13 protein-coding genes are annotated in these 16,368 nt (G+C 45.6%); 10 read left to right on the top strand and 3 right to left on the bottom strand.

Annotated elements, in window-relative coordinates; genetic code table 11:
* Position 1 precedes the first annotated feature (1 nt).
* Complete coding sequence (locus tag H6X83_RS02180; protein WP_212507543.1) at positions 2 to 1,753, top strand: sensor histidine kinase; 1,752 nt, start codon at positions 2 to 4, stop codon at positions 1,751 to 1,753.
* Positions 1,754 to 2,188: 435 nt separating this feature from the next.
* On the opposite strand, the gene H6X83_RS02185 is transcribed toward H6X83_RS02180, so the two are convergent.
* From H6X83_RS02185 to H6X83_RS02195, 3 genes are all read right to left on the bottom strand, one after another.
* On the bottom strand, positions 2,189 to 2,350 hold the full coding sequence (locus tag H6X83_RS02185) for a hypothetical protein (RefSeq protein WP_246419439.1): 162 nt from the start codon (positions 2,348 to 2,350) through the stop codon (positions 2,189 to 2,191).
* A 60-nt stretch (positions 2,351 to 2,410) separates the two neighbouring features.
* On the bottom strand, positions 2,411 to 3,817 hold the full coding sequence (gene uxaC / locus H6X83_RS02190) for a glucuronate isomerase (protein WP_212507544.1): 1,407 nt from the start codon (positions 3,815 to 3,817) through the stop codon (positions 2,411 to 2,413).
* Between the two features lie 78 nt (positions 3,818 to 3,895).
* Positions 3,896 to 4,894, bottom strand: coding sequence for a LacI family DNA-binding transcriptional regulator (locus H6X83_RS02195; RefSeq protein WP_212507545.1), 999 nt, complete (start codon positions 4,892 to 4,894; stop codon positions 3,896 to 3,898).
* Between the two features lie 225 nt (positions 4,895 to 5,119).
* Between H6X83_RS02195 and H6X83_RS02200 the strand changes: the two genes are divergently transcribed.
* The 9 genes from H6X83_RS02200 (at position 5,120) to H6X83_RS02240 (ending at position 16,362) form a co-directional block, all read left to right on the top strand.
* Complete coding sequence (locus H6X83_RS02200) at positions 5,120 to 6,586, top strand: tagaturonate reductase (protein WP_212507546.1); 1,467 nt, start codon at positions 5,120 to 5,122, stop codon at positions 6,584 to 6,586.
* Positions 6,587 to 6,590: 4 nt separating this feature from the next.
* Positions 6,591 to 8,075 carry a UxaA family hydrolase gene (locus H6X83_RS02205; RefSeq protein ID WP_212507547.1) on the top strand — a complete coding sequence of 495 codons (1,485 nt, stop codon included), beginning with the start codon at positions 6,591 to 6,593 and terminating at the stop codon, positions 8,073 to 8,075.
* A 33-nt stretch (positions 8,076 to 8,108) separates the two neighbouring features.
* Complete coding sequence (locus H6X83_RS02210) at positions 8,109 to 8,756, top strand: bifunctional 2-keto-4-hydroxyglutarate aldolase/2-keto-3-deoxy-6-phosphogluconate aldolase (RefSeq protein ID WP_212507548.1); 648 nt, start codon at positions 8,109 to 8,111, stop codon at positions 8,754 to 8,756.
* Between the two features lie 298 nt (positions 8,757 to 9,054).
* Entirely contained in the window at positions 9,055 to 9,813 is a 759-nt protein-coding gene (locus H6X83_RS02215; RefSeq protein ID WP_212507549.1) for a response regulator transcription factor, read from the top strand.
* Positions 9,800 to 11,569: a cache domain-containing sensor histidine kinase gene (locus H6X83_RS02220; RefSeq protein WP_212507550.1), complete on the top strand. Its 1,770-nt coding sequence runs from the start codon at positions 9,800 to 9,802 to the stop codon at positions 11,567 to 11,569. Before H6X83_RS02215 ends, H6X83_RS02220 begins: the two co-directional genes overlap by 14 nt.
* A gap of 17 nt (positions 11,570 to 11,586) precedes the next feature.
* Positions 11,587 to 12,915 (top strand): ABC transporter substrate-binding protein, encoded by a 1,329-nt coding sequence (locus tag H6X83_RS02225; RefSeq protein WP_212507551.1) that lies wholly within the window; start codon positions 11,587 to 11,589, stop codon positions 12,913 to 12,915.
* Between the two features lie 215 nt (positions 12,916 to 13,130).
* Positions 13,131 to 14,474 (top strand): ABC transporter substrate-binding protein, encoded by a 1,344-nt coding sequence (locus H6X83_RS02230; RefSeq protein WP_212507552.1) that lies wholly within the window; start codon positions 13,131 to 13,133, stop codon positions 14,472 to 14,474.
* A 93-nt stretch (positions 14,475 to 14,567) separates the two neighbouring features.
* The gene (locus H6X83_RS02235) at positions 14,568 to 15,470 is read left to right on the top strand and encodes a carbohydrate ABC transporter permease (protein ID WP_212507553.1); all 903 of its coding nucleotides are present in this window, start codon (positions 14,568 to 14,570) and stop codon (positions 15,468 to 15,470) included.
* A 13-nt stretch (positions 15,471 to 15,483) separates the two neighbouring features.
* A complete protein-coding gene (locus H6X83_RS02240) occupies positions 15,484 to 16,362 on the top strand; it encodes a carbohydrate ABC transporter permease (RefSeq protein ID WP_212507554.1) in 879 nt (292 codons plus the stop codon).
* Positions 16,363 to 16,368 lie beyond the last annotated feature (6 nt).

Consider the following 16,368-nt stretch of genomic DNA (forward strand, 5'->3'; position numbering starts at 1 on the left):
TATGCGGCAGTTAAAACAAATTTTATTAAAGTGGTATCGAAATATAAGTTTTCGTCGAAAAGTTTATATGGTGTGTATTTTAGCAGGGCTGATTCCGGTTCTAGTGCTGGGAATTTTCTGCTACCTGCAAATTGATAATTTGTTGGTAAACCGTGAAAAGCAGGCAGAACAGGACACCGTTAAGCAGGCCGCTATTGTTTTTCAAAGCAAGCTCAACGCATACCGGAACACAGTTTCCAATGTTGCGTGGAATGACGGGATTGGGCAGGCAGTAACGCGAAATTACACCAATAATTACGAAATGTATCTTGCGTATAGAGATGAGGTTGACCCGCTTTTAGCGGCAATATCGATGTTGAATGGCGACATCAGTTCCGAAACACTGTATACTTCCTGCAATTTATATCCGCATGGAAGCACAGTCAAAACTCTGAAGGACGCCAGAAGAGAACCTTGGTATCAAACAGCGTTGCATGCAAAGAAACCGTCTTTTTATATCTCAAGGGCAAATAAAGATATGATTATATACTGCCCGATTTTTTCCTCATCCATAAAATCAGAAAATTATATTGCATTTAATCTTAACTATAAGGGAATTTTTTCACAGTTCAATACTTTATTTGATAATAATTTCGGTGTTCTGCTGCTGGACAGGCAGGGAACGATTCTGTATTCCTATCAAAATTTTAGCAGTCAAATACCAGAGGAACAAATTTCAGCCTTTGCAAAAGACAAAAAACTGCCGAAAAACTATATCAGTATGGAAAATGTTCTGACGGAAGAGGGCTGGACTTTATTTTTATACCGTCCCATGAATACGATATGGAACAATATAGCACCCATCTTGCTGATGGTTTTGTTGGTAGTCCTCGGCTGCGCATTCCTGCTGAACCTGCTCACACGAACTTTGTCTCACGTAATTGTACGTCCATTGGAAACCCTGACGCACAACATGAAGCTGATTGGAAGCAAGGGCCTTTTTGTGGATTTACCGCTGGACGAACCCTGCAATGATGAAATAGGCGTACTGGCTAAGCAGTTTCGCATTATGGTCCGAAAACTGCAGCGACTGGTCAATGAAATCTATAAAACCAAAATCGAAAAGCAAAAATATGAAATCAAAGCTCTGCAGGCGCAAATTAATCCGCACTTTTTTTATAACAGCCTTTCACTGATCAACAGCAAAGCGCTTGTTTCAGGACAGGAAGACATCAGCGAAATGGCACAGCTGCTTTCTGCCTATTATCGGACTACGCTGAATCGGGGAACTTCCGAAATATCGATAGAGGACGAATGGAAAAACACAGTTTCTTACATTAAAATACAAATGATGATGCACAGCCGGTCATTTCAATTTGTAGAAAATTTGGACCCTTCTGTTTTGAACTATAAAATTCCAAATCTCATCTTACAGCCTTTAGCGGAAAATGCCATTGCTCATGGGATAGACCAGCGAACGGCCCCCGGGCCTGGGCTGCTGAAAATCTCTTGTAAAGCAATCAATGACCAAATAGAATTTATAGTTGAGGATAATGGCTGCGGAATCCCGCCGGATAAACTCAAAAATATCTTGACTGCCAAGAGCAATGGATATGGCATAAAAAACATACAGCGCCGCATACAGCTTTACTTTGGAAGAAGTTATGGTTTGACATTTGCAAGTACCGAAAATAAAGGAACTATTGTAACCTTGCGCATTCCCCAACGGGAAATATTAACCGATATTTCTGATTCTGAACGTGTTTCTCTTTAAGAAAAATGGTAGACCGCTAAATGAAGTACACCATTTTAAAGAAATAAAACGGCAGCTCATCATGCAACTTTCGTGTCGAATGAAGTTTATAAACCACGTTCAGAACGGGAATACATGATGAGCTGCCGTTATTTTATCGCATGCGCGTACAGATGTATGTAAAAAAATAATAGAAACTGCTTGACTTGGAGCTTACTTCAGGGTGTAGCATAAGTCCTGTTCTGCAGAAACAAAATGGAAGCCGGGCAAAATGCTGAACCATGCAAATAAAAACGATTTGAAGGAATGGGTAGACAGCCTGCATCTGTAATTCCAGTTAGAACGGATTTTCTTAAAAAAACAGCTTTACAAGGCAGAAAAAAGGAGCGTATCGGCGATTTTTATCGTCAGTATGCTCCTTTTTTTAATTGATTGAACATCAAAAATTCTTGATATTCATCCTTTTACAGCACCAATCATGACGCCTTTTTCAAAATATTTCTGAATGAATGGGTATACACACAGTACAGGAACAGTGGAAACAATGATAACACCGAACTTAATTTGGTCGGCATATTGCTGTACATAACTGCCTACACCGCTGCTCTTGCCAGCCATTGCCTGGTTAGACAGCAGAATATTCCGAAGAACAATTTGCAGCCGGTTGATTGATGTTCTTTAAAAAGTGAAATTAAAATAGCGCACCGCATTGTTAAAAGAAATATCCTGCACGATTTTACCGAGTGCTTCTTGGTCGTTTGGATACTCGCCATTTTCCACCCATGTGCCAAGCAGATTGCAGAGAATCCGGCGGAAATACGCATGCCGTGTGTAGGACAAAAAGCTGCGGGAGTCGGTGAGCATACCAATAAAGTTGCCCAGAACGGACAAACTGGCAAGACTAGTTAGCTGCGCGGTCATGCCGGATTTCGTATCGTTGAACCACCAGGCCGCGCCATGCTGCAGTTTGCCCGCCGCGGCAGTTCCCTGAAAGCATCCGATAACCGTATCCAGCATGGCATTATCCGCGGGATTTAAAGAGTACAGTACGGTTTTCGGGAGTTCATCAGTCTGATTCAAATCGTTCAGGAAGTTTACAATGCTTTCCGCACTGCTGTGTGTAGAAATACAGTCAAAACCAGTGTCTGCCCCCAGCGATTGGTACATGGCAGTGTTGGTGTTGCGCACAGCACCGTAATGAATCTGCATGACCCATCCGCGTTTCGCGTATTCTCTGCCGAGGAACCGCAGAACCGCATATTTATACTGGTCAGCTTCTTTTGCAGAAAGTGCGCTGCCCTCCATTTTTTTTGTAAAGATCTGGGCGATTTGTGTATCCTGAGCCGGTTCGTACATGATGTAGTCCATGCCGTGGTCAGAAGCCCGGCATCCCATGGCTGTAAAGAAATCCAGCCGCTTTGCGAGTGCGGACAGCACATCGCGGAAGGTGCGAATCTGTATATCGCTGACTTTTTCAAGTGTTGAAACATATTGTGCAAACTCTGGTTTTTCGATATTCATGATTTTATCTGAGCGCCATGTTGGAATCACTTTGACAAGGCAGGTGCTGTCGTCCTCAATTTGTTTGTGCCATTCCAGCGTGTCTACCGGATCATCAGTTGTGGCAATCAGCTTTACATTTGATTGCTCAATAATTCCGCGGACGCGCATTTGAGGTGATTTCAGTTTTTCGTTGCATAGGTTCCAAACTTCTTCGGCGGTGCTGCCGTTTAGCACACCGCTGTAACCGAAATATTTTCTCAGTTCCAGATGCGTCCAGTGGTAAAGTGGATTCCCAATCGCTTTTGGCAGTGCTTCGGCAAACATCTGGAATTTTTCACGGTCGCTGCCGGCACCTGTGATGTATTTTTCGTCAATGCCGTTGGAACGGATCAGGCGCCATTTGTAGTGGTCACCGCCCAGCCATACCTGCGTAATGTTATCAAACTGACGGTTTTCGGCAATTTCGCGCGGGTCAATGTGGCAGTGATAGTCCACAATCGGCATTTTTGTGGCGTAGTCATGATACAGTATCTTAGCAGTTGAGTTTGACAGTAAAAAATCGTTATCCATAAAATCTTTCATAATGTGCATCCCTTTATCATACGATTTTGGTTGCCATGCAGCAGGGGCTGCAAAAAATCTGACCGTGTTTTAAACGAGTCAGACATTTGAAGCTGCTGCATGAAAGGTATCCCGTTCAATTAATTTTGCAGAAAGTATGATTTTTTGAGGTGTTTCTTTTCCGTTCAAAATATCCACGAGCATTTTTACGGCGGTTGGGCATAAGGTGTCCAGCATATTATCTACACTGGTCAGAGCAGGAGAAGCGCACTGCGCCAAAATAGAATTGTTGAACCCAATGACCGGCATGGAAAGACCTGCACTTTGCAGCGCTTTCAGTGCGCCGACCGCCAATAAATCTTCGGAAGCCAAGACAGCCGAAAAGACGGTGTGCTTTTGCAGCAGGGCAGATACCTCCTGCGTAATCTGCGGCAGTGCTTTTGGAACTTTTAACACAAGTTGATTTCGCAGTGGAAGGCCGCATCGGCGCAGTCCCTCTTTGTATCCGGCAAGTTTCGCGCTGCCGCTGAAAGTAAGCACATCATATAGATAGAGAATATCATTACAACCTTGTCGGTGCAGAAGCTGCACATTGCGGCTGACCGCTGCCCGTTCATCGCACAGCACACAGTAGGTGTTCGGAAGGTCTGCCGCCCCGTTAATAATGATAATGGGCACTTGTTTAGCGGCGCTTTCAATGTGGGAATTGTCTGAGTTCTCTTTAAAGGCTGAACCGATTAAAATAATAGCGTCTACCCTTCGGTTCAGCAGGATATCCAAATATTTCTTTTTATCGGCCAGTTCGTTGCCGGTACAGCAGAGCAGTGCACCGAATCCGTTTTTGCGGAGCAGCTCTTCCACCAGTGAAACAGCTTTTGCGTAGTAGGTGTCAGAAACATCTGTGCACAGAATGCCGATGACCTTCATGGAGTTCAGCCCCAGCCCACGTGCAAAGACGTTGGGGGTGTAATCCTCCTGCTGCATGACCGCAAGGACTTTTTTGCGCGTTTTTTCACTGACCTTTTGGCCGCCGTTTAAAACGCGGGAAACAGTCGCAATGGATACACCGCTTTGTTTGGCAATGTCGTAAATATTCAATGGAGCCACCTCAATTTGTAAGCACTTACACATATTATACTTTATCAATTCCAGAATAGCAAGATTCCATGAAAATATTTTCCAAGAAAAATAGAAGCGGGAAAAATGGAAATGGAATAATGCTTGAAAAATCAAGAATTCATTTCGATGTTTTGTATTGACATTTCAAAATTGAATGGTAGAATAGCAAATGTAAGCACTTACAAAATTACAAGGAGCAAGGCCATGAAAAAAATCAATGAACTTTACAGCCGCAAACCGCGGGAAATCAAAGTGGTACAGTTCGGCGAAGGCAATTTTTTGCGGGGTTTTGTCGATTACATGATAGACGTGGCAAATGAAAAGGGCGTTTTTAACGGAGACGTTGCCATTGTAAAACCGATTCCGTTTGGCAGTCTGGAGCGTTTTGCTGCGCAGGATAATCTGTACACCATTTCTCTGCGCGGGCGGGTGGACGGCGAACCGTATGTGGAAAACCGTGTTGTTACCTGCGTGCAGAAAGCGCTGGATACTTATGGGGATTACGACGCATACATGGCGCTGGCCCGGTTGGATTCTCTCCAATTTGTGGTGTCGAACACAACAGAAGCCGGCATTGTATATGATGAAAGCGACCAGTTTGCACTGACACCGCCGAATACCTATCCCGGCAAGCTGACAAAATTTTTGTATGAACGTTTCACAGCTTTCAACGGTGCCGCCGACAAAGGACTGATTTTGCTGCCGGTGGAACTGATTGAGGACAACGGCGGCCACTTGAAGGAATGTGTACTCAAATACATTGACCAGTGGAAACTGGGGGATGCGTTTAAAGCATGGATCTGTGAACATAACATTTTCTGCAGCACACTGGTGGACCGCATTATTACAGGTTACCCCAGAGCGGAAGCAGCACAAATCTGTGAAAAGCTTGGCTATGAAGATGAACTTCTGGACACAGGCGAGCCTTTTGCACTGTGGGTCATTGAAAGCCAGCAGGATATTTCCGGTAGGTTCCCACCGGATAAAGCGGGCATGCACATTGTGTTTACCAAGAACCAGAAGCCGTACCGCGAGCGGAAAGTGCGTATTTTAAACGGCGCCCACACTTCTTCTGTGCTGGCAGGCTATTTGATGGGAAAAAATATTGTGCGGGAGTGCATGCATGATCCGCTGATTCGCAAGATGATGGATAAAATCGTATTTGAAGAAATTGTTCCGACTGTAAAGCTGCCCCAGCCGGAGGCGGTCGATTTTGCAAAAGCGGTTTATGAGCGTTTTGACAACCCATTTGTCGACCATTCTCTGCTTGCAATTTCGCTGAACTCTGTTTCCAAGTGGCGTGCCAGAATCCTGCCGACTTTCCGGGATAATTACGCCAAAAATCAGAAACCGCCGAAGTACCTGACTTTCTCCTTTGCCGCACTCATGGCGTTTTATACTTCTGATAGACTGGAAAACGGCGTACTGCTGGGGAACCGCGGCGGTGAAACTTATGAAATCAAGGATGACCGGAAGGTACTTGCTTTCTTTGCGGAAAACAGCAAAAGTATGACTGCAGGGGAACTTGTAAAAGCTTTTGCTTCAAACACTGATTTTTGGGGTGAGGATTTGACAAGCTATGATTCATTCGTCAGCATGGCTGCCGCTGACCTGGAAGACATCCGTGCAAATGGAATGACGGCCGCGGTGGAAGCACTTGTAAAGGACTGAACCTATGGAGAAAATTTTAAAAATCAATCCGCGGGACAATGTTGCAGTTGCGCTGCAGGATCTGCCTGCAGGCAGCAGCGTGCAGGCGGACGGGCAGACGATTTTTGTGAAAACAAAGGTTGCTGCCGGCCACAAGCTTGCTCTGCAGCCGATTGCGCGGGGTGACTGCATTGTGAAATACGGCTATCCCATCGGTATAGCAGCGTGCAGCATTGCACAGGGAGACTGGGTACATACACATAACGTGCAGACACGCTTGGGCGATTTGTTGGAGTACGCTTATGCACCGGACTTTGAGCAGCCAAAGCCGGAACCCCCGAAAACTTTTCTGGGGTATCGCCGCAAAAATGGAAAGGTGGGCATACGCAACGAGGTCTGGATTATTCCAACGGTCGGCTGTGTGAATGCAGTTGCAAAGCAAATCGAAAAGGAGTCCCAGAAATTTTTAACACCGACTCTGGACGGTATCTATTGCTACAACCATCCGTACGGCTGCTCACAGCTTTCACAGGATAAACTGAATACAGAATCGGTGCTTGCCGGATTGGTCAATCATCCGAATGCCGGTGCGGTTCTGGTGCTTGGGCTGGGCTGCGAAAACAGCAACGTTGAAGAACTGAAAAAAGCTTTGGGTACATATGACCCGGACCGTGTGAAGTTTTTAGTTTGTCAGGAACACGAGAGCGAGGTGGAAGACGCTGTTCAAGTGATGCAGAAACTTTGCACATATGCGGCGCAGTTTCGGCGGGAACCATGCAGCGCGGATCAGCTTGTAGTCGGCCTGAAGTGCGGCGGCTCCGATGGCTTTTCAGGCATTACAGCCAATCCGTTGGTGGGCGCTTTTTCAGACAGGCTGATTGCACAGGGCGGCACTGCAGTTTTGACCGAAGTTCCGGAAATGTTTGGTGCGGAAACCATTTTAATGAACCGGTGCAGCAGCAAAGCGGTTTTCTGCAAAACCGTGGATTTAATCAATGACTTTAAAAAATACTTTATGCGGTACCATCAGAAAATTGATTCCAATCCTTCGCCCGGCAACAAGGCGGGAGGCATCACGACACTGGAGGAAAAGTCGCTGGGCTGTGTGCAGAAAGGCGGTACCGCGCCGGTGAATGATGTGCTGGCCTATGGCCATCCGGTGTGCCAAAAAGGACTGAATTTGCTGCAGGGGCCGGGAAACGATTTGGTTGCGGCTGCGGCACTGGCAGTATCCGGTGCACATCTGGTGCTTTTTACCACAGGACGCGGAACCCCCTTTGGGTGTCCGGTACCAACAGTGAAAATTTCCAGCAACTCCTCACTTGCCCGCAGAAAAACAGGGTGGATCGATTTTAATGCCGGCACATTGCTTGCCGGAGAACCCTTGCCGCAGCTTTCTGAAAAGCTGTTTGATTTTGTTCTGGAGGTTGCCTCTGGGACGCGGCAGGCCAAATCAGAAGCGTTTGATAAAAGCGCTTTAGCAATTTTTAAAGACGGCGTTACGCTGTAAGTACAGCAAATTGGATTTTGGAGGATCTTGCACATGAGCAGTATGACAGTTATAAAGGAGATACGCGAAGCGGGTGTAGTTGCGGTTATCCGCGCTGACACAAAAGAAAAAGGTAAAAAGCTGATTGATGCAGTTTTAAAGGGCGGCATCCGAGTCATTGAGATTACTATGACTGTACCGGGGTCCATTGAACTAATTCGGGACATTGCTGAAACTTACAAAGGCAAAGCTGTGATTGGCGCGGGAACTGTACTGGACCCGGAAACAGCCCGTGTGTGTATTTTAGCAGGAGCAGAATTTATTGTCAGTCCGGCACTCAATGTAGAAACAATTAAGCTGTGCAACCGCTATGACATTCCCGCAATTCCGGGGGTTATGACTGTCAGCGAAGCGGTTGAGGCACTTACTTACGGCGCAAAGGTCATTAAAATTTTTCCGGCGGGACTGTATGGCCCTGCAGTAATTAAATCTTTCAAAGGCCCTTTGCCGCAGGCTTCGTTTATGCCGACCGGCGGCGTGACCATTGAAAATGCAAAAGAATGGATTCAGGCGGGTGCTGTTGCCATTGGAACGGGCAGTGACCTGACGCGGGGAGCACAGACCGGAAATTACGCGCTTGTGAAAGAAACAGCGGCACGGTTTGTTCAGGAAGTGGCGCTGGCGCGTAATACACAGCAGTAAAGCAGTTTTTAATTGAGAAGGGAGCCGGACACAGGTATATGCAGTGTCCGGCTCCCTTTTTGACGTTAGAAATAATTAAAAACAATGAAAAACGACTTAAAACATTTAACATATAAATAAATATAAATGAAATATAACAAAAAATGATACGAAAACATAAACGGGAGGGTTTCGATAATGGTTTAATAATGGTAAAATGATATATGGCAGAAACTGTGATGATTGAATAGAGTTTTGACTTCATGCGGAGTATTCGGCGTACTTTGCGTTGGTTTCTGTGAGCGGAAAGGAAAGCAGAATGTACAAACTGATTATCGTGGATGACGAAAAGAAAATTTTAGAGGGCATTGCCAACATCTTTCCATGGAACAGCATCGGATTTGAAGTTGAAGCTGTTTTTACAAATGGCAGGCAGGCGCTGAACTACTTGGCAACGCATCCGGTCAATGTTGTAATGACCGATATCCGTATGCCGGAAATGAACGGCTTGGAAATGATTAGGGAGCTGGAAAAAAATGAACATCTAAAAATCATTTTGTTCAGCAGCTTTCAAAACTATGAGTATTTTCGCTCGGCAATCAAGTACAGGGTTACAGATTACCTGCTGAAACCGATTAAGTATGATGAGCTGCTGAACTGTTTTATGGATGTTCGAAAAACACTGGATAGTGAAAAAAACACGGAAACAGTGGAAGAACCGCCAAAAGGGTATTATGACAAAGTAGTGACGACTGTAAAGAAATATGTTGTGGAGAATTACCAGAACGCGTCTTTGGAAAAAGCATCCATACTGGTAAGCCTGAGCAGCAGCTATCTTTCTAAAATTTTCAAGGAACATGCGGGTGTCGGTTTTGCGGAATTCCTTATGAAAGTACGCATGGAAAAGGCGCGGGAGTTTTTGGGGGACATTCACTATAAAAGCTACGAAATTGCAAATCGTGTGGGTTACGACAATCCTAAAAATTTTTCAAGGGCTTTTCGCAGTTTTTATAATATGAGCCCGACAGAGTATCGAAATCAAAAAACCAGGGAAGTGCAGAACGGTGAAAATCAATAAATTTTTTGTAAAGCGCTTTCGCACTTTCTTTTTGATTATGATGGTCCCCACGCTTGTTATTTTTTCAGTCTTTGTCGGCTTTATGGGGCAGGAGTTTAACAATACACTGATTACACAGGGGCAGAATTCACTGAAAGGCATCCAAACAAACTTTGACCTTGTGGTCCGCAATGCAGTTTATCAGCAAAATCTGATGACCAGTGACAATAAAATGATGCTTTCCCTGAAAAAGCTGATTATCAGCGGCGGCAGCTATGATTACAGCGACGGTGTGTTTCTGGATGATTTGCAGACCGCTTTGCGGAGCGTTATTTATTCACATTCTTACATCGACTCCATTTACATTTATCTGGATGGATATGATGACTTTTTCACATCCACACAGACCGGCCTTGCAAAGCTTGCGGATTACTATGACAAGGACTGGAATAAATATTATGTCAAAGACACCAATATGCATTCGCAGTGGATTGTAAAGCGAACGGTCAGCCAGTATTCCTATGAACCGGCACAGCCAGTGCTGACTGTGTTTCAGCGGATGTCCTCCACAAACGGTGTGATTGTGGTGAATATCAATGAAGAAAAACTGATTAATATTTTTAATTCAATCGTAACTGATCCAGAGGAGTCGGCGTTTATCTTGGATGAAAATTACGCAATGATTTTGAGCAACCGGGGAAATGCAGGGCCTGCAGCACTCATCGGCACCGGATTTTTCAAAAAACAACAGGCAGCAGGAAAAACGGATTTCACAAAACTTTCCGGCCAGTGGATTATGGTCGGCAAGGAAAAGTACCTGCTGAGTTGTTCTAATTATCCGGAATCGCAGATTTATTTTGTAACGCTGATTTCCGGTAAATCACTGCTCAATCAGTACAAAGATTTTATTGCGAATTTTATCATTATTTTCGCGATTGACCTGGTGGTCGTTTTCCTGCTTACATACATAACAACGAAGCGGAATTTCAAGCAGATTGACTACATGATTGACGTGTTTGGCAGAGCAGAGCAGGGCTTGGTTACAGAATTTCCGAAAAAACGCAAACAGGATGAATATGATGTAATCATGAATAATGTTATTGGTCTGTTCTTAAAGACCACGCAAATGAACAAAGTGCTTGTGGAGCGCCAGCACAGTTTGGAAGTGGCAGAACTGACTGCGCTGCAGCTGCAGATTAATCCGTATTTTCTGTTGAACACCCTGCAGACAATGGATCTGGAAGCAACCAAAATGCTTGGCCCGTCCACGCTGAATGAAATCATTCAGAATTTATCGGATATCCTCAAGTATGCACTGGGGGACCCCTCAAAACCGGTCAGCCTCCGTGAAGAGCTGGCGTATTTGAAAGAGTACGTAAGCATACAGAAATACCGGTTCGGTGACAAATTCATTGTGTATTACGAGGTGGACAATGAGCTTTTGGATTACCATGTGTTTCGGCTGATGCTGCAGCCGCTGCTGGAAAACAGTATTCTGCACGGTGTGCGTGCTCTGCAGGGTACTGGGTTTATTAAAATCAAAGTGATTCGGCGCGGAGCGTTCCTGTATATCCGAACCATTGATAATGGCGTTGGGCTTACGCACAGCGAGGTAGAAGCGCTTTACGCCCAAATTAATGATGCGAAGAGCAGAAGTATCGGACTGACAAATGTAAACCGGCGGCTGACACTGGAGTATGGAAATGAGTGTGGGTTACACATTCACAGCAAAAAGGATGTTGGCATGTGCATATCATTTACAGTTCCCCTGCAATAAAAACGGAGGTGAAAAAAATGACAGCAGTGAAAAAGGGAATCGCGCTGATGCTAGTGGTGGTCATACTGTTTGTTTTGACAGCCTGCGCTAATGAAAGAACTGCTGGCACGGGCAGCACAGCCTCTTTTGCAGTGTCCAACCCGGTAACACTGCGCTTCAGCTGGTGGGGCGGTGACACAAGAAATCAGGCCACACTAAAAGTTATCAAGCAGTTTGAGGAAAAGAATCCACAGGTCAAAATTGAAGCGGAGTATGGCAGCAGCGATGGCTATAACGTAAAACTTGCGACGGAACTGAACGCGGGCACAGCCCCGGACATTGTGCAGATCGACCCATCCTATCTGCCGACTTATTACCGAACCAATAAAAACAGCTTTGTCGATTTTCAGAAACAGAATATTGATTTGTCAGGGTATGAGCAGGACTATCTGCAAAGCAACGGCAATTATGATGGCCGGCAGCTCGGTTTGCCAACAGGGATTGGCGGAGTTTCCATTATTGAAAACACGAACCTTGCTTCAAAAATCGGAATTGACCTGACACAGCAGTATACATGGGACGACCTTGCTGCCATGGGAAAAAAAGTGCAGGGATACGATGAAAATCTGTATTTGTTGGCTGCCAACCTTTCTTATATTGCAGATGACCTGCTGCGGCCGTATTTGCTGCAGCTGACCGGAAAACCGCTGCTGCTGGACCGCACCAAACAGCTTGGCGTTACGCAGGCAGACCTTGAAAAAGGCCTGACGATGGTCAAGCGTTTGTATGACACGCATGTACTGCCGCCAGAGTCACACATGCTTTCCTATGAGGGGGATAATATTCCCAAAGACCCGAATTGGATTTCCGGAAAATATGTTTCGGCGCTCTGCGTGACTTCCACAGCAAAAGATTTGGCGGCTGCCAATAAAGGCGCTGTCTTTGTGGCATCCAAATTGCCGCAAATGAATGGCAGCCTTGATGAAGGCTACTGCGCATCTGCGCCGCAGCTGCTGTGTATTAATACAAAATCCCGAAATATCCCGGAGGCCGTGAAATTTTTGAACTATTTTTTAAACAGCGCGCAGGCCACAGAAATTCTGGGTGCGGAACGCTCCATTCCTGCTGTTCGCTCTATGCGGCAGCTTGTAGAGGAAAAAAAGCTGGCAGATTCACTGACTATGAATGCGGTTAACATTTGTATGTCCTACAAAGGTTCGCTCGTAATTGGCTATTCCTCAACCGAAGAAGTGAAAAGCATTCTTTCAGATGCGATTTCCTACGTTGCCTATGGAATAAGCACACCGGCAGTGGCTGCCGAAAATGCGTATCTTTTGCTGAAAAACTGTATTGCCACACAAAAGTAAATCTGTAAAAAAGGGCCGGGTGTACGTGCAGCAATGCCGCAGCACCCGGCCCTTTTTGCGGCTCCAAATGCCGCAATTTTTATGATTATATTTAAAAATGATACCTTTTTTGCAATGCGCATAAAAACTGAGAGCAAATGACAGAACGAAATCCTTTTTTTACATAACGCCTCTATATATAATACATATAAAATAAACCACTTGGAGGAGAGAAAATGGTTAAGTTGAGAAAAGGAATTTCATTTGCACTTGCTTTGATGATGGCGCTGGGCATGACCGCCTGCGGCAATGACGCGGGCACAAGCGCCGGCAGTGCAGCCGGCAGTGCGGCTGCAGCAGCAGTTGGCTCCCGCGACGTGACCCTGCGTTTCAGCTGGTGGGGCGGCGATGCCCGCAACAAGGCTACGCTGGAGGTTATCAAGCAGTTTGAAAAGAAATATCCGAAGATCAAAATTGAAGCAGAATACGGCAGCAGCGACGGCTACAACGACAAGCTGGCTACACAACTGAGTGCAGGCACCGCGCCGGATATTGTGCAGGTTGATCCTTCTTACTTCCCGACCTACTACCATACCAATAAAGATTATTTTATTGATATGAGTAAGCAGAAAATCGACCTTTCCGGTTATGATGCAGATTACCTGAAGAGCAACGGCAATTATGACGGCAAACAGGTTGGCTTGCCGACAGGCGTTTCCGGTGCAGCCATTATTCAGAACTCCGACCTTGCTGCAAAATTCGGTGTGGATTTGACTAAGAATTACACATGGGATGATATGCTGACCATGGGCAAGAAGATTAAGAGTGCGGATAAGAGCAATTATCTGCTGGCAGCGAACCTTTCTTACATAGCCGATGACCTGCTGCGTCCGTACCTGCTGGAACTGACCGGCAAACCTCTGATTGTTGACAGCGAGAAAAAACTGGGCGTTACACAGGATGACCTTGCCAAAGGTCTGAACCTGATTAAGAGTTTCTATGACAACAACGTGCTTCCGCCGGAATCTCATATGTCTTCTTATGAGGCGGATAATATGCCAAAGGACCCGGACTGGATTGCAGGCAAATACGTGGCGGGTGTATGTGTTACTTCGACTGCCAAGGTTCTTGCGGCAGCCAATTCCAATGCAAAGTTTGTTTCTGCAAAACTGCCGCAGCTGAAAGACGGCAAGGACGAAGGCTACTGTGCTTCCTGCCCGCAGCTGATGTGTGTAACTTCCAAGTCACAAAATACCCCTGAAGCAGTGGCATTCCTTGACTATTTCTTCAACAATGAAGAGGCAGCAAAGACGCTGGGCGCGCAGCGCTCTATCCCCGCAGTAAAGGCAGCGCGCCAAATCGTTCAGGACAACAAGCTGGCGGATGATTTGACCGTGAACACAGTGAACACCTGCCTTTCCTACAAGGGTACACTGGTAATCGGCTATTCTTCCACTTCTGAAGTCAAGAGCATTCTTTCTGACGCAATTTCTGCTGTGTCATATGGCAAGAGCACACCGGAAGATGCAGCGGCAAGTACTTATAAACTGCTGGAAAACTACCTTGCAAATCAAAAATAACGACAGTTTACAAAGCTGCTGAAAAGGTGGGATATCCTGTCACTCAGGATATCCCATCATTTTCAGAGGGGCATTTGAGAAAGGTTGACAAGCATGAGCTCAAAACTGGTTAAGACTTCAAAATACACCAAAAGGAACTATCAGGCATTCTTTTATATTGCACCTTGGATACTGGGCTTTCTGGTGCTGCAGCTGTATCCGTTTATCAGTTCACTGATTTACTCTTTTACGGATTACACAATCGGTTCCGCTCCAAAATTTGTGGGACTGAAAAACTACATCGATTTGTTCACCATTGACCGCGACTTTCTGCTTTCGCTGAAAGCAACTTTGCTGTACACACTGATGACTGTACCGGGCAAGCTGATTCTGGCGCTGGTAATTGCTGTGCTGATGAACAGAAAATCCAAAGGAATCAATTTCATCAGGACACTGTATTACATTCCGTCTTTGTTCGGCGGCAGCGTTGCAGTTGCACTTTTGTGGAAGATCATGTTCATGGATAACGGCATTATCAATTCCTTGATTAGCAAAATGGGCCTGCCCAGTGTAACATGGCTGGGTGACCCGAACACCGCGCTGCCTACAATCTGCATGCTGGAAATCTGGCAGTTCGGCTCCTCCATGGTTATGTTTCTGGCAGCCCTCAAGCAGGTTCCGGCCTCTCTTTATGAAGCGGCCAGCATTGACGGCGCGGGCAAGGCAAAGCAGTTCTTCAGCATTACCATTCCACAGATTACGCCAATCATTTTCTTTAACATGATTATGCAGACCATTCAGGCACTGCAGAACTTTACTTCTGCAATGGTTGTGACCAACGGCGGTCCGCTGAAAGCAACCTATGTGCTGGGCATGAAGCTTTACAATGAAGGCTTCAGCTATTTCCGCATGGGATATGCCAGCGCGATTTCATGGATTGTGTTCCTGCTGATTATGGTGGTTACATCCCTGCTGTTCAAATCTTCGTCAGCATGGGTGTTCTATGAGAATGACTGAGGAGGTAGCTTTTATGACAGGTCAAGTGGCTGTACAGACCCCAAAGAAACGGCAGACGAAAAAAATCATTTTTACCTGCATTTTGGTCTTCATTTTTGTAGTACTTGGTGTATTTCTGCTGTTCCCGATTCTGTGGATGTTCCTGGCGTCTTTTAAAACCAATGAAGAAATTTTCGGTTCCGTCAATCTGCTGCCCGCACATTTTAGCTTTAACAGTTATGTGCAGGGCTGGCAGGGCAACGGACAGTATGATTACGGTCAGTTCTTTTACAATACTTTTGCATTGGTTGTTCCAACAACAGTGCTGACCGTTGTTTCCAGTTCTTTTGTAGCCTACGGCTTTGCACGTTTTAGTTTTCCGTTTAAAAAGCAGCTTTTTGCACTGCTGATTTCCACACTGATGCTGCCGAATGCGGTTATTATCATTCCGCGGTACACACTTTTCAACAAATTCGGTTGGATCAATACATACATGCCGTTCTATGTGCCGGCAATTCTGGCCTGCTATCCATTCTTTATCTTTATGCTGGTGCAGTTTATGCGCGGCTTGCCAAAGGACCTGGACGAGTCTGCTTATCTGGACGGCTGCGGAACGTTCAGGGTGTTTACTTCCATTTTACTGCCGCTTTTAAAACCGGCGCTCTTCTCTGCGGCACTGTTCCAGTTTATTTGGACTTACAATGACTATTTTAATCCGCTGATTTTTATCAACTCGGTTTCCAAGTACACCATTTCGCTTGCCCTGCGCATGTCGGTTGATTCCGAATCCATCGTGACCTGGAGCAACGTAATGGCAATGTCCTGCCTTTCCGTTATTCCGCTCATCGTTTTGTTCTTTGTTGGACAAAAATACATGGTGGAGGGTATTGCAACAACTGGCATGAAGGACTGAATATTT

The sequence above is a fragment of the Caproicibacterium amylolyticum genome, from assembly GCF_014467055.1.
In the GTDB taxonomy this organism is placed as follows: Bacteria; Bacillota; Clostridia; order Oscillospirales; family Acutalibacteraceae; genus Caproicibacterium; species Caproicibacterium amylolyticum.

Excerpts from the sequence above, each read along its gene's own strand:
- H6X83_RS02240 (WP_212507554.1), top strand. The coding sequence starts at position 15,484 with ATGACAGGTCAAGTGGCTGTACAGACCCCAAAGAAACGGCAGACGAAA.
- H6X83_RS02205 (WP_212507547.1), top strand. The coding sequence starts at position 6,591 with ATGGAGAAAATTTTAAAAATCAATCCGCGGGACAATGTTGCAGTTGCG.
- H6X83_RS02210 (WP_212507548.1), top strand. The coding sequence starts at position 8,109 with ATGAGCAGTATGACAGTTATAAAGGAGATACGCGAAGCGGGTGTAGTT.
- H6X83_RS02185 (WP_246419439.1), bottom strand. The coding sequence starts at position 2,350 with ATGGCTGGCAAGAGCAGCGGTGTAGGCAGTTATGTACAGCAATATGCC.
- H6X83_RS02180 (WP_212507543.1), top strand. The coding sequence starts at position 2 with ATGCGGCAGTTAAAACAAATTTTATTAAAGTGGTATCGAAATATAAGT.
- uxaC (WP_212507544.1), bottom strand. The coding sequence starts at position 3,817 with ATGAAAGATTTTATGGATAACGATTTTTTACTGTCAAACTCAACTGCT.
- H6X83_RS02235 (WP_212507553.1), top strand. The coding sequence starts at position 14,568 with ATGAGCTCAAAACTGGTTAAGACTTCAAAATACACCAAAAGGAACTAT.
- H6X83_RS02225 (WP_212507551.1), top strand. The coding sequence starts at position 11,587 with ATGACAGCAGTGAAAAAGGGAATCGCGCTGATGCTAGTGGTGGTCATA.
- H6X83_RS02215 (WP_212507549.1), top strand. The coding sequence starts at position 9,055 with ATGTACAAACTGATTATCGTGGATGACGAAAAGAAAATTTTAGAGGGC.
- H6X83_RS02200 (WP_212507546.1), top strand. The coding sequence starts at position 5,120 with ATGAAAAAAATCAATGAACTTTACAGCCGCAAACCGCGGGAAATCAAA.
- H6X83_RS02230 (WP_212507552.1), top strand. The coding sequence starts at position 13,131 with ATGGTTAAGTTGAGAAAAGGAATTTCATTTGCACTTGCTTTGATGATG.